General features: G+C 64.5%; 14 protein-coding genes. 7 read left to right on the top strand and 7 right to left on the bottom strand.

Translation table 11 applies throughout. The features are described from left to right. Window positions 1–66: 66 nt before the first annotated feature. Window positions 67–489 (bottom strand): phage holin family protein, encoded by a 423-nt coding sequence (locus AC5RVN_RS16270; protein WP_494138622.1) that lies wholly within the window; start codon window positions 487–489, stop codon window positions 67–69. Between the two features lie 266 nt (window positions 490–755). On the opposite strand from AC5RVN_RS16270, the gene AC5RVN_RS16265 reads away from it, so the two are divergent. From AC5RVN_RS16265 to AC5RVN_RS16245, 5 genes are all read left to right on the top strand, one after another. Next, window positions 756–1,874 carry a histidinol-phosphate transaminase gene (locus AC5RVN_RS16265; RefSeq protein ID WP_494138621.1) on the top strand — a complete coding sequence of 373 codons (1,119 nt, stop codon included), beginning with the start codon at window positions 756–758 and terminating at the stop codon, window positions 1,872–1,874. A gap of 149 nt (window positions 1,875–2,023) precedes the next feature. Beyond that, window positions 2,024–3,301, top strand: a complete 1,278-nt coding sequence (gene pdhA, locus AC5RVN_RS16260) for a pyruvate dehydrogenase (acetyl-transferring) E1 component subunit alpha (RefSeq protein WP_494042372.1) — start codon at window positions 2,024–2,026, stop codon at window positions 3,299–3,301. Beyond that, window positions 3,301–4,281 (top strand): alpha-ketoacid dehydrogenase subunit beta, encoded by a 981-nt coding sequence (locus AC5RVN_RS16255; protein WP_494042371.1) that lies wholly within the window; start codon window positions 3,301–3,303, stop codon window positions 4,279–4,281. The genes pdhA and AC5RVN_RS16255 overlap by 1 nt, the downstream gene beginning before the upstream one ends. A 7-nt stretch (window positions 4,282–4,288) precedes the next feature. Then, entirely contained in the window at window positions 4,289–5,800 is a 1,512-nt protein-coding gene (locus AC5RVN_RS16250) for a dihydrolipoamide acetyltransferase family protein (RefSeq protein WP_494106094.1), read from the top strand. A 20-nt stretch (window positions 5,801–5,820) separates the two neighbouring features. Further along, the gene (locus AC5RVN_RS16245) at window positions 5,821–6,450 is read left to right on the top strand and encodes a phosphatase PAP2 family protein (RefSeq protein WP_494106095.1); all 630 of its coding nucleotides are present in this window, start codon (window positions 5,821–5,823) and stop codon (window positions 6,448–6,450) included. On the opposite strand, the gene AC5RVN_RS16240 is transcribed toward AC5RVN_RS16245, so the two are convergent. From AC5RVN_RS16240 to AC5RVN_RS16215, 6 genes are all read right to left on the bottom strand, one after another. Further along, the gene (locus tag AC5RVN_RS16240; protein ID WP_494106096.1) at window positions 6,447–6,782 is read right to left on the bottom strand and encodes a hypothetical protein; all 336 of its coding nucleotides are present in this window, start codon (window positions 6,780–6,782) and stop codon (window positions 6,447–6,449) included. The two genes, AC5RVN_RS16245 and AC5RVN_RS16240, sit on opposite strands and share 4 nt — an antisense overlap. Before the next feature lie 148 nt (window positions 6,783–6,930). Further along, a complete protein-coding gene (locus AC5RVN_RS16235; protein WP_494042367.1) occupies window positions 6,931–7,359 on the bottom strand; it encodes a universal stress protein in 429 nt (142 codons plus the stop codon). A gap of 49 nt (window positions 7,360–7,408) precedes the next feature. Next, window positions 7,409–8,701, bottom strand: coding sequence for an aminotransferase-like domain-containing protein (locus AC5RVN_RS16230; RefSeq protein WP_494138620.1), 1,293 nt, complete (start codon window positions 8,699–8,701; stop codon window positions 7,409–7,411). An 82-nt stretch (window positions 8,702–8,783) separates the two neighbouring features. Further along, a complete protein-coding gene (locus tag AC5RVN_RS16225; RefSeq protein ID WP_494138619.1) occupies window positions 8,784–9,530 on the bottom strand; it encodes a GerMN domain-containing protein in 747 nt (248 codons plus the stop codon). 187 nt (window positions 9,531–9,717) lie between these two features. Beyond that, window positions 9,718–10,962 (bottom strand): non-homologous end-joining DNA ligase, encoded by a 1,245-nt coding sequence (gene ligD, locus AC5RVN_RS16220; RefSeq protein WP_494106098.1) that lies wholly within the window; start codon window positions 10,960–10,962, stop codon window positions 9,718–9,720. Window positions 10,963–11,088: 126 nt separating this feature from the next. Next, complete coding sequence (locus AC5RVN_RS16215) at window positions 11,089–11,646, bottom strand: NAD(P)H-dependent oxidoreductase (RefSeq protein WP_494042363.1); 558 nt, start codon at window positions 11,644–11,646, stop codon at window positions 11,089–11,091. A gap of 126 nt (window positions 11,647–11,772) precedes the next feature. On the opposite strand from AC5RVN_RS16215, the gene AC5RVN_RS16210 reads away from it, so the two are divergent. Both AC5RVN_RS16210 and AC5RVN_RS16205 read left to right on the top strand, forming a co-directional pair. Continuing rightward, window positions 11,773–12,381: a TetR/AcrR family transcriptional regulator gene (locus AC5RVN_RS16210; RefSeq protein ID WP_494138618.1), complete on the top strand. Its 609-nt coding sequence runs from the start codon at window positions 11,773–11,775 to the stop codon at window positions 12,379–12,381. A gap of 135 nt (window positions 12,382–12,516) precedes the next feature. Continuing rightward, the gene (locus tag AC5RVN_RS16205; RefSeq protein ID WP_494042361.1) at window positions 12,517–12,729 is read left to right on the top strand and encodes a hypothetical protein; all 213 of its coding nucleotides are present in this window, start codon (window positions 12,517–12,519) and stop codon (window positions 12,727–12,729) included. The last annotated feature ends 1 nt before the right edge of the window (window position 12,730 follow it).

Raw genomic sequence — 12,730 nt, 5'->3', positions numbered from 1 at the left:
CATGGCCGCCGGCGAAGCCTCTCAGGCAGCACGTTCGCGAGCGGGAGCAGCACTACTATTGCCCAGCTACCGCCGTGCTCCGGTAATCCGGCCGGCAACCAGGGACGTCAGCGTGATGATGATCGCCGCCAGGATGGCAGTCCAAAAGAAGGAATCAATCGTGAAGCGCACCGGCGTATAGGTGCTGATCCATGATGTCAGGTAGAGCATCGCGGCATTGATGACGATAGTAAACAGGCCAAGGGTCAGGATGGTTATTGGCAGGGCGAGGAGGCTCACCAGCGGGCGGACCAAGGCGTTGACCAAACCGAAGATGACACCGATGAACAAGTAGCCGAGGACGGTGCCGATCGTGTCAGTTCCCTGCGTAACCCCGGTTTCGGCCACTGCATCAGCGGCTGCGGAGCTGGAGATCTCCAGCCCTGGCAGTATCCAACCCGCCACCCAAAGGGCAAGGGCGTTAATCAGTACCCGGGCAATCAGTCGCATGGGCTAATGGTTGCATATGCCCCCGATGGTCTGCCGTTCAGTCGCTGCATTTGTTGGCCGGGATCCTGCATCGAAACCCGTCCGCCGAAAGTGGCTCCTCGAAAAGTGCGTGCCGGAAAATCAACCGATCGCGGACCCACCTCCAGCAGGCCGCAGCTCGATCCGGGGCTGCAAAAAAGTTCACACACCGGAGGCGTACCTCCATGCTGCCGCCAGCGTGGGAACACCGCCTACTTTCCCCTGGACGGAGAAGTAGGCTGGTCTGCATGACGTCATCAGAGACCCTTGCCGGGGGCATCCAGCCGCGCCCTGTGGTGGCAAAGCTGCCCCGCTATGCGGCCGGCAAGCCGCCCGCCGCAGTTGACGGACTGGCCAGTTACAAGCTGTCCTCAAACGAAAACCCCTTGCCCCCGCTGCCCGCGGTGGTTGAGGCAGTCGCCGGGCAGACAGACTTCAACCGCTACCCGGATCCGCTGAGCAGCCGGCTTCGCACCGAACTCGCCGCTTTCCTCGATGTTCCTGCTGGGGATATCGTCACGGGAGCCGGCAGTCTGGGCGCACTGAACCAGCTGCTGGCGGCATTCGCGGGGCGGAACGACGACGGCAAACCCGATGAAGTCATTTACGCGTGGCGTTCCTTTGAGGCATACCCCATCAGTGTTGGCCTCTCAGGAGCCGAAGGTGTCCCTGTTCCACTGGCTGCCGGGGGCCGGCACGACCTCGCGGCCATGGCAGCGGCAGTAACAGCCCGCACCAAACTGATCCTCCTCTGCACACCGAACAATCCCACCGGCCCCGCCCTTCGAGCTGCCGAGACCGAGGCCTTCATCCGTTCCGTCCCGTCAGGCGTGGTGGTAGTGATTGACGAGGCCTACCAGGAATTCGTGCGGGACCCGGAGGCGGTGGATGGGATCGCGCTCTACCGCAAATACCCCAATGTTGTAGTGCTGCGCACATTCTCAAAGGCCCACGGACTGGCCGGCCTGCGGGTTGGCTACAGCATTTCCAATTCCGGGCTGACCCAACACCTGCGGGTGGCTGCCACACCCTTTGCGGTGTCGCAAATAGCCGAAACTGCTGCAATTGTGTCCCTGCAAAATTATCCCCAGATTGTAGAAAGGGTACAAAGGCTTGTGGACGAACGGGAGCGCGTCACGGCCGGACTGAGGAATCTGGGCTGGGCCGTACCCGACGCTCAGGGCAACTTCGTGTGGTTGGATCTGGGCGCAGACAGTGCCGGGTTTGCGGAACTGGCGGGGGCGCGGGCCCTGTCCGTCAGGGCGTTCCCCGGGGAAGGGGTCCGGGTAAGCATTGGCGAGGCCGAAGCGAATACGCGTTTCCTCGAGCTGTGTGCGAACTATACAAAGGCCCCACACCGTTCCTAGCACTTAACAAGTAGGCCCGCACTTACCTACTGAAGATAAAGTTAGGATCAATAAGCCATTGTATATGCCTTAGCAGGAATCTATTCCTTTTGCGGCATATATCCCAGCGACATTGCATTGCATCCGCATGCGGCAAGCAAGGAGACGGTATGGGCGCACATCTGCCTGCCACCGAGTTCGACGGAACAGCTGTAGACGACCAACGCGAAGCTGATGCCGAAGCCGTTATGGGCGAACCTCCGGCACAGATGGTCCAGCTCCTGGCGCCGGATGGAAAGCTCGGTTTCGATCCCGTTTTCTCCGGTTACGCAGAAAAGATCACGCCGGAGAAGCTTCGCGGGCTCTACGCGGACATGGCCGCAATCCGCCGGTTCGACGTCGAAGCCACCGCCCTGCAGCGCCAGGGACAGCTCGCGCTGTGGGTCCCACTGACCGGCCAGGAAGCTGCCCAAATCGGATCGGGCCGCGCCAGCCAGCCGCAGGACTACATCTTTCCCACTTACAGGGAGCACGGCGTCGCGCTGACACGCAATGTGGACCTGGCCGAACTCCTGCGCCAGTTCCGCGGCGTGTCCAACGGTGGCTGGAACCCGAAGGACACCAACTTCCACCTCTACACACTGGTCCTGGCGGCCCAGACGCTCCATGCCGTGGGCTACGCCATGGGCATCCAGCGGGACCAGAAGTTGGCCGCTTCCAGTACTGCCGGCTCCCCGACCGCCGGCTCGGGCGCCGCAGCGGCCGCGCCGGATGCTGCAGTGATCGCCTACTTCGGGGACGGCGCCAGCTCCGAGGGCGACGTCCATGAATCCATGGTCTTCGCCTCCTCCTACAGCGCCCCCGTGGTGTTTTTCTGCCAGAACAACCACTGGGCCATCTCCGTCCCCACCAACGTGCAGACGCGGGTGCCGCTGTCCAACCGGGCCAAGGGCTACGGCTTCCCTGGTATCCGGGTGGACGGCAACGACGTCATCGCCGTGCACGCGGTTACGGAGTGGGCATTGGAGCACGCCCGCCAGGGCAAGGGCCCCGTCCTGATCGAAGCCTTCACCTACAGGGTGGGTGCGCACACGACGGCCGATGATCCCACCAAGTACCGCGAGTCGGCGGAGGAGGATGCCTGGCGGGCGAAGGATCCGCTGGCGCGCCTGGAGAAATACTTGCGCTCGGAAGGCCTGGCTGACGAAGCATTCTTCGCCAAGGTCAAGGCCGACGGCGACGAACTCGCAGCCTACGTCCGGCGCACCACCCATGACCTTGAAACTCCCGATATCCGGTCCGCTTTCGCCAACACCTACGTGGAAGCCCACCCCCTGGTGGCAGAAGAACTGGCCTGGTTCGAGGAGTACTCGGCGGGCTTTGCGGGCGAAGAGCCGGCAGAAGAACTGCAGGCAGCAACGCCGGCGTCCCAAAAGGCAGGCCACTGATGACCACCATGACCATCGCCAAGGCCATCAACGAGGGCCTCCGGGCAGCACTGTCAGACAACCCCAAGTCGCTGCTCATGGGCGAAGACATCGGCGCCCTGGGCGGTGTCTACCGGGTGACGGACGGGCTCATCGCCGAGTTCGGCCCGGACCGCGTGGTGGACACCCCGCTCGCCGAATCAGGCATCATCGGCACCGCGATCGGCTTGGCCTTGCGCGGCTACACCCCGGTCTGTGAAATCCAGTTCGACGGGTTCGTCTTCCCCGGCTTCAACCAGATCACCACCCAGCTGGCCAAGATGCACGCGCGCAGCAACGGCAACCTCACGGTGCCGGTGGTCATCCGGATCCCCTACGGCGGCGGCATCGGCTCCGTAGAGCACCATTCCGAGTCTCCCGAAGCGCTCTTCGCCCACACGGCAGGCCTCCGGATCATCACCCCGTCCAACCCGCACGACGCCTACTGGATGATCCAGCAGGCCGTGGACTGCCAGGACCCGGTGATCGTCTTCGAGCCCAAGCGCCGCTACTGGCTCAAGGGCGAAGTGGACACCGAAGCGCCGGGCCACGCCGCGGACCCGTTCAAGGCCCACGTCCTCCGTGAAGGCGCCGACGCCACCGTCGTCGCCTACGGGCCACTGGTACCGGTGGCCCTGGCCGCCGCCAACGCCGCGGAGGAGGACGGACGCAGCGTCGAGGTCATTGACCTGCGCTCCATCTCACCCTTGGACTTCGACACCGTCACCGCCTCGGTACAGAAGACCGGGCGCCTGATCGTCGCCCACGAGGCACCCACGTTCGGCGGCATTGGCGGCGAAATCGCCGCCCGGATCAGCGAGCGGGCCTTCCATTCCCTGGAGGCGCCGGTGATCCGTGTGGGAGGCTTCCACATGCCCTATCCCGTGGCCAAGGTGGAGGAAGACTACCTTCCGGACATCGACCGCATCCTCGAGGCGCTGGACCGCGCCCTCTCCTACTGAGGACACTATGACTCTGAACAAGTTCAACCTGCCCGACGTCGGCGAAGGCCTCACCGAGGCCGAAATCGTCTCCTGGAAGGTCAAGGCCGGCGACGCCGTCGCCATCAATGACGTCCTGTGTGAGATCGAAACCGCCAAGTCCATCGTGGAACTGCCTTCCCCCTTTGCCGGGACCGTCACGGAACTGCTGGTGCCTGAAGGGGTGACCATCGACGTCGGCACGGCCATCATCAGCGTCAGTGATGACGTCGCGGGCGACCCCACACCGGCCGACGCGCGGGCACCCGAGACACCCGTGCAGCCGCTGTACGGCAAGCTCCCCGCTGAGGACGCAACGTCCGACGCCGGCACAACAGACAGTGCCCCGGCTGGAGAAAGTTCCCTAACCGGCGGCCCGCTGGTGGGCTCGGGTCCCAAGGCCGACGCCGTCAAACGCCGCCCGCGGAAGGCTGCAGCTGCCTCGGGCTCTCAGGTGAGCGGGCCCGCCGCCGCCCGCGCCGCGGCTTCCACCCTGGAGCCTGTGCAGCCGCATTCTGCGGCCGAGGTGGTGGAGGCTGCCGGGACCCAGTCCGCCGAGCCGGTGGACAGCCGGCCGACTTTCGGCGGCGCCATCACCGGGCTGGTAAACAAGGTCCTGGCCAAGCCGCCGGTCCGCAAGATCGCACGGGACCTGGGCATCGATCTGGCTGACGTGGTGGCCACCGGCCTGCGCGGCGAGGTGACGCGCGAGGACCTGGTCAGCTACCAGGCCCAGCGGGACGCCGAGCTGGACAAGGCGGACGGCTTCTGGGGCAAGGCAGGAAAACCGCAGGACCAGCGGGTTGAGCGGATTCCGGTCAAGGGGGTCCGCAAGGCCACGGCAAAGGCGATGGTGGACTCGGCTTTTTCGGCACCCCATGTCAGCATCTTCGTGGATGTGGACGCCAGCCGCACCATGGAGTTCGTTAAGCGGCTCAAGTCCTCACGCGACTTTGAGGGGATCCGTGTATCGCCGCTGCTTATCCTCGCCAAGGCCGTGATCTGGGCGGCCGCCCGCAACCCGAGCGTCAACGCCACGTGGGTGGACAACGGCGAGGGCGCTGCGGAGATCCAGGTCAAGCACTACATGAATCTGGGAATTGCGGCGGCAACCCCCCGCGGCTTGATGGTCCCGAACATCAAGAACGCCCAGGACCTGTCCCTGAAGGAACTGGCGCTGGCCCTGAACAACCTCGCCACCACTGCCAGGGCCGGAAAGACGCAGCCTGCCGAGATGCAGGGCGGAACCTTGACCATCACCAACATCGGGGCCTTGGGCATCGACACGGGTACCCCCATCATCAACCCCGGCGAGGTGGCAATTGTTGCCTTTGGAACGATCAAGCAGAAGCCTTGGGTCCTGGACGGCGAGGTGATCCCCCGATGGATCACTACGCTGGGCGGTTCCTTTGACCACCGCGTGGTGGACGGTGACCTGTCGGCCCGTTTCATGGCCGACGTCGCCGCCATCCTGGAGGAACCCGCGCTGCTGCTGGACTAGGAAAACTGACAGCAGTGGTAATGGATGCAGGGGCTGTCCGTGCCAAAAACAGGACAGCCAGGTGGATCACTGAGGTGTTCCAGCCGCCAGTGGTGGTGAGCGTGCAGCTGTTGTTCAGCCCGATGACCCAGGCCGGCTTTCCCGGAACCATGGCCTATGGGGCGCTGGCAGCCTTGTTCGTCTGCGTGATCCCGCTGTTGCTGCTGCTTGTCCTGGTGAAGCGCGGTAAAGTCACCGACCATCACGTCAGCGACCGCAAACAGCGCGCACCCGTCCTGCTGATGGCGCTGGCTTCCATTGTGGCCGGCCTGCTGGTGCTGGCGGCGGTGGGGGCGCCGCAGAGCGTGGTCGCCATGGTCCTGGCGGTGGTGGGGGGAGTTGTGGTCCTGGCGGGGGTCAGCCCGTTCTGGAAGATCAGCGGGCACGCTGCGGCCATATCCTCGTCAGCGGTGATTGGCGTCCTGATGCTCGGCGCGGCGTGGCTTCCGTTGCTGCTGCTCATCCCCGCTGTCGGCTGGTCGCGGGTGGTGCTGCGCGCCCACACGGTGGCCCAGGTGGTTGCCGGCTCATTGTTCGGCGGTGTGGTGATGGCCGGTATCTGGTGGCTCCTGCAGGGCTGGATGGTGCCTTGGCCGGGAGCCCTCCTTTAGTGGACCGTGTAGGCCGAGAGCATCTCAACGGTGGATAGATCCGCAATGGTGCCCAGGGCAACGGCCGCTGAGATCATCAATGCGCCCATCCCGGCAGCCACGGCCCCGCAGACGGTCAGGATCTTCCAGTCCTCACGCAGCACGCTGCCCACCGAAGCGGGAAGTTCGAGGCCTGGAGAAATGAGGTTCGGTGCGCTGTCCACGGTTCCATCGTCCAGCAGCGCTACAACCCTGCCGCTGCTGCGGTCTATGCGCATGGAACAGATGTGGTTTCCGTGGCGGGCCAGGAGGATGTCGTGCCCTACGAGCTGGCGGCGCTGGAGAGTTATCAATGAAGCCCCTTGAAGATGGTGAATGGCGGATGACCGCACCATTGAGGGCTTAACCAATTTTATCCGGGGCTTCAGCTTCAAAACCCTGTTTCCAGGGTGAGAACGGACACCACGGGGCGGAATGCTGCCGCCCCATGGTGTCCAGCCGCTAGTCGGCGTCGTAGGTGTTGGCGATGTACACGTCGCAGGGAGCGTTGTGGGCCACGCTGTTGGCAACGCTGCCCAGGACCCGCCCAATGCCCTGCATCCTGCGGTTCCCCACCACGATGATTCTGGCCTCCATCCGGATGGCCTCCTTGATGAGGGCGTCTGCCGGGCGGCCGCGGGCTGCTGAGTAGGTCACTTTGATGTCCCGGCCGAGGGAGTCGGCGACGGTGCGGGCCACATGCTCGGCAGCATCGGCGTCGGAGACAATCCACTGGTCGCTGCCACTGCCGAAGACCTCGGTGCGGTCGCTGTCGAAAGCTGACACCACGTGCAGCGAGGCGCCGAGTGCTGCAGCGAGGTCCCGGGCGGACTCTGCTGCCTTCTTGGCCGTACCGCTGCCGTCAACGCCTACAACGATGATTCCGCTCATGTGCTGCTCCTTTGCTTGGTGATGAGGGCTTAAGCCAGTGAGCCCAAGGCTACCGTCCTGCAATGGCTTCCCGCAGTACCGGCGCCAGGCGCCGCACGCCTTCGGTGATGGATTCCGGCGGCACGGCGCTGTACGCCAGGCGCAGCTTGTTGGACGGCTCGTCCGACGGCGTGAAGGCGGCACCGGGGATGAACACCACTCCGGCGTCGATCGCCTTTTGCAGCAGCGGGTAGGTGTCCACGCCCTCCGGCAGCGTCACCCAGACGAAAAATCCGCCTTCCGGACTGGTCCAGCTGGTTCCGGCGGGCATGTACATCTCGAGGGCTGCCAGCATTGCCCGGCACCGCGCCGCATACAGGCCGCGGTAGGTTTCGATCTGGCCGCGCCAGTCGAAGTCGCGCAGGTAGGCGGACACCAGCATCTGGTTAAGCGCCGGCGGGCAGAGGGTGACAGCTTCTGCGGCCAGGTAGTACCGGCGCTGCAGGTGCTCGGGCACGAGGGCCCAGCCGATGCGAAGGCCGGGGGCGAAGATCTTTGAAAAGGAGCCCATGTAAATGACGTCGGCGGCATTGTCGGCGCGCAGCGGGGCCAGCGGCTCGCCGTCGAACCTCAGGAGGCCGTAGGGGTTGTCCTCAAGGACCAGTATATTCGCGTTACGGCATATGTCTACGACCTGCTGCCGCCGCTCCCGGGCCAAAGTGATGCCCGAGGGGTTGTTGAAGTTCGGTATGGTGTAGAGGAATTTCACGCTTTTGCCCGCGAGCTGCAGGGCGGCGATTTTTGCCTCAAGAAGATCCGGAACGAGGCCGTCTCCGTCCATCTCCACCGTTTCCACCTGAACCTGGTATGCCTCGAACGTGTTGAGCGCGCCCACGTAGGTGGGGTTCTCAACCAGCACCACGTCCCCCGGATTGCAGAAAACCTTGGTGGCGACGTCCTGGGCCGACTGTGACCCTGCGGTGATAACAACGTTCCGCGGCAGGGCGTCCAGGATGCCCTCCGCCGCCATCACCTCACAGATTTGGGCGCGAAGTACCTCTGTTCCCTGGCCGCTGCCATACTGCAGGGCCGTGAGGCCGTCTTCCGCAATGATTGCTGCCGCTGTGGTCGCGAGCCGTTCGAGAGGGAGGGACTGAAGGTAGGGGCTTCCGCCGGCCAGGGAAACCAGTCCGGGGCGCAGGGAGATGTCGAAGACATCCCTGACTGCTGACTGGCGGATGTTTGCTGCGCGCTCTGAGAAGAGTTCCTCGTGGCGGTGGGCGGACGTTGCCGCCCGTTCGATGGCATCAATGGCTTCGGCAGGCAGCGTCTGCGCTGCGGCGTCGAGTGTCTCGTGGCTCACACAGACAGGATACAGCCGGATGTTGCTGAGGAGACAACATCTGTTGAGCGAGAACCCGCACGAGGTGTAAGCGCCGGGCTGGTCAGTCCAGGCGGAGAGCCTCGGCCAGGCTGCGCCCGTTGACGTAGATTTCCGCCCGGATCGCCCCCACTGCCGCTACCGCAGTCTGTGTCAGCTGTGCTTCCACACGCGGAAGATCACAGGCACCTCCCATGCTGAGCGTCCCGGCAAGATAGACGGTCACGGTGGTGCCGTCAAAGCTTCCCGACAGAAACTTCAGGTCCGAATTAAGGAGTGCGTTATAGACCTCCGGCGGTACTTCGGGCTGTTCCGCGGCCTCCTGTACGTCCAGCAGCGCGCCCACTGCAGCAGCAAGGGTGTCTTCGCCGCCGGAACTGGAGTGGGATAACCCCACTAGGCTGTCATTGCAGCCGAACCGCACGCCATTGCTGCCGCCGTCGTCCAGGAGCACGTAGTAGGCAGTCACCGTCTGCAGCCCTCCCGCCTTGCCGGACGGAGGTGGTGCGGAAGGAAGGGGGTCCTCAGGGGCGGTTTCTTCGGGCGCGGGTGATGCTGGGGACGTGACGGCCGGCGGCGTTCCTGCAGGGGCTGCCGGGGCTCCGCCCTGGGTTTCCGGGGCGGGGGAAGGAACAGCTGTTTCCACGGGCGGCGGAACCTGTGGCTGGGGAACGGGGACAGCGGGTGTGGTTGCCGGAGCGGGGGTGACAGCGGCATCAATCGGGGGCAGCGGGGAGGGCGCCGCTCCCGGAGGGGGCACCGGGACGCAGGCGGCGGCCCACAGCGGAACCGCCAGGGCAACTGCCGCCATCACAGCGCGCACCCCCGCCGTCCGCGTTCGAGCAATCGGCCCTTTTGCCATCCCTGCACCGCAATCCCGTTCGGGTTCGTCCGTGGGTTAACGTTACGGCCGGCCCGTCAGGCAGGAAATGTCCCTGAGGTACCGGTTGGGATAAGAGTTGGTCACGGCATATCAGGCAGGACGCCTGATATGCGAGTCATGATCCGGGGCGGCCCGGCCACTCCTTGCCTGCCCAGGGGTCGTAGTCCGCTATGAGTTCCTCCTGTCCAGGGCGTTCAGTCTCGGGGACATGCTGCAGGTTCACCCGCACGCGGTACCAGAGCGAGCTCGATCCGCGCATGCCGTCCACTAGCACATCGGCGGGGTGCAGGGCTGGGATGACGTCTGCATGCCGGGACTTCCATTCATCGAGGGCCGCGAGTGCTTCGGGTTTGGTCTTAGTGCGGGCTACTTCGATGAGCGGCATTGCTGACAGCCGCCGCCCGGAGCCGTCACCACTGCGCGGCGCCTTCTCCGCGGGGCCCAGCTCTGCTGCCAGTGCGAGGAGGCCATCGAGTCGGCCCACCGCCTGGTCGATGCCGGAATGCGGGTCACCCAGGTCAGCGAAGCGCGCCGGCACCGTGCGTACCGTGAACTGGTCGGGACGGGCCGAGCGCACCTCGTCCCACACAAGCGGCGTCGAGACCCGGGCATCGGGCAGCGCGCGGACCGAATAGGCCGAGGCCACGGTTCTGTCCTTGGCGTTTTGGTTGAAGTCGACGAATACACTTTCGCCGCGCTCCTCCTTCCACCACCGCGCAGTGGCAAGGCCGGGGGCCCTGTTCTCCACTTCACGCGCGAGAGTCTCGGCGGCCAGCCGCACGTCACGGTAGGACCATCGCGGAGCGATGCGCACCAGGATGTGAAGCCCACGTGAGCCGCTTGTCTTCGGCCAGCCAACCAGCCCGACGTCGTCGAGCACCTCCCGCGCTATGTAGGCAACATCCACAATCTTGGACCAGTCCACCCCGGGCATCGGATCGAGGTCAACCCGCAGCTCATCAGGGTGCTCCAGGTCCTCTGCCCGCACCGGATGGGGGTTGAGGTCCAGGCAGCCAAGGTTCACCACCCATGCCAGGCCCGCGGCATCCCTGATGACGGCCTCCTCTGCTGAGGTGCCGGAGGCGTAATGCAGTATGGCGGTATCTATAAAATCAGGATGGTTCTCAGGCACCCGCTTCTGGAAGAACGGCTCGGCGTCAATGCCCTTCGGGAAACGCTTGAGCACCATGGGCCGCCCGCCCGCGCCCCGCAACGCACCATCCGCCACCGTGAGGTAGTAGCGCACCAGGTCCAGCTTCGTCAGCCCGGGCTCGGGGAACACGATTTTGTCCGGGCTTGAGATGCGCACGTCTTCGCCGTTGATGTCGAGGATCTCGGCCGGGGTCTTCGAGGGCGTCATTCCGTCACGCTAGCAACGATCGAAAGCCGCAGCCAGAGCAGGCGCAGTCCTGGCGGAAGGGACGACGCTGCTTGATAAAGCAGCATGCCCGGTACGAAGTTCCGTACCGGGCCCGCGGCAGCTTGATTATGCGGCAGGCTGGGCAGCTGCGAGGGCATCGAATACGCCCTTGATCTGCTCAACGACCTCGGCGTCGTCCTTCGGGTGGAGTTCAGCGAAGCGGACCATGGATCCGGGCACTGCGAGCTTGACGTCCTCGAGGATTTGGGCGCCGGCGATTCCTGCTGCCTTCCGCGCCTCGTCCTGGGCCCAGACACCGCCGTACTGACCGAAGGCAGTGCCGACGACGGCGGTGGGCTTGCCGGCGAGGGCGCCCGCGCCGAAGGGGCGGGACAGCCAGTCGATGGCATTCTTCAGGGCTGCAGGAACGGTGCCGTTGTGCTCGGGCGTGACCAGGAGGAGTGTGTCGGCGTCGTTGGCTGCAGCGCGCAGGGCGGCAGCGGCTGCGGGAACCTGGCCTTCGACGTCGATGTCCTCGTTGTAGAAGGGAATGTTTCCCAGGTTTTCGTGGATGACAACGTCCATCTGCTCCGGCGCATTCAGCTGGATTGCTTCGGCCAGCTTCTGGTTGGTGGATTCAGCGCGGAGGCTGCCGACGAGGGTAAGTACAGTGCTCTTGGTCATGGGAACTCCTGGGTAGGGGAGGCGGGAGGGGACCGCCAACCGGTGACAACTGAGGCTCTTTACGCCTTCACCCAATCTAAACGGACTACGGTCCGTTTCTTATTCCCGGGGTCTAGAATATTGACTGTGACCTTCATCCCAATGCATCCCCCCGCATCCACCGGCGAGGCGGTGGAACGCAGCGATGCCGCGCGGAACCGGGAGCGCTTGCTGAAGGCGGCCCGCGACCTGATTGGGCAGTGCGGGGCAGAGGGGCTCACCATGGACCGGCTCGCCGAGCACGCCGGGGTGGGCAAAGGTACTGTTTTTCGCCGTTTTGGCAGCAGGGCCGGACTCATGCTCACCCTTTTAAGCGAGTCCGAGGCTGCCTTCCAGGCGCGCTTTATGTTCGGCCCTCCACCTCTGGGCCCGGGCGCCCCGGGACTGGAACGCCTCGTTGCCTTCGGCACTGAACGCATTGCCTACATCATGGAGTTTGGTGATCTGGCCCTTGCCGCAGAGAACGCCTCGCGGGGCCGCAGTGAAGTTCCCGCTGCTGTCCTTTGGTACCGCCACATCGAACTGCTCCTCGCCCAGGAGGGCTTCACGGCTGACCCTTGGCTAATGGCGCGTGCCCTCGGGGCCACGTTGGCTCCAGAGCGGCTATTGAACCTGGTCCGGGTGCATGGAGTGGCAGAAAGCCAGCTTAGTGACTCTTGGAAGGAGCTTGTTACACGCGTTGTCACCGCCGCGTAGGTTACGTCGATCGGTTTCCTGGCTTACCGTCAAACTGATTTTACAAAAATATTCATAACGATCTGATACGCGTGGGTGGGTTTAGCCATCAGGCGTCCATTTCGGGCGCCGCCTTGTGATAGTTTCCTCTGGAATGTGACCCGCGACATAGTCCACAAGGGCAGGGCCTGCAAGGCTGCGGGAGTCAGTTATCCGCTGGCAGAGGACCCGGTGAAGCGGCACAACCCCCGCCGACCCGGGGAGAACGGAAGGATCCAGCACGTGATTGTTGAATTGCCTAACAGCCTGGCCAGCCTGCCCACACCGCGGGCCCTTATCGTCCAGCTGCCGGCGGCGAAGCAAAACTAGG

It is taken from the genome of Arthrobacter sp. sptzw32 (genome assembly GCF_059089735.1).
Note: the sequence above shows the minus strand (reverse complement) of the source record. Positions and strands in the feature narration are given on the sequence as shown.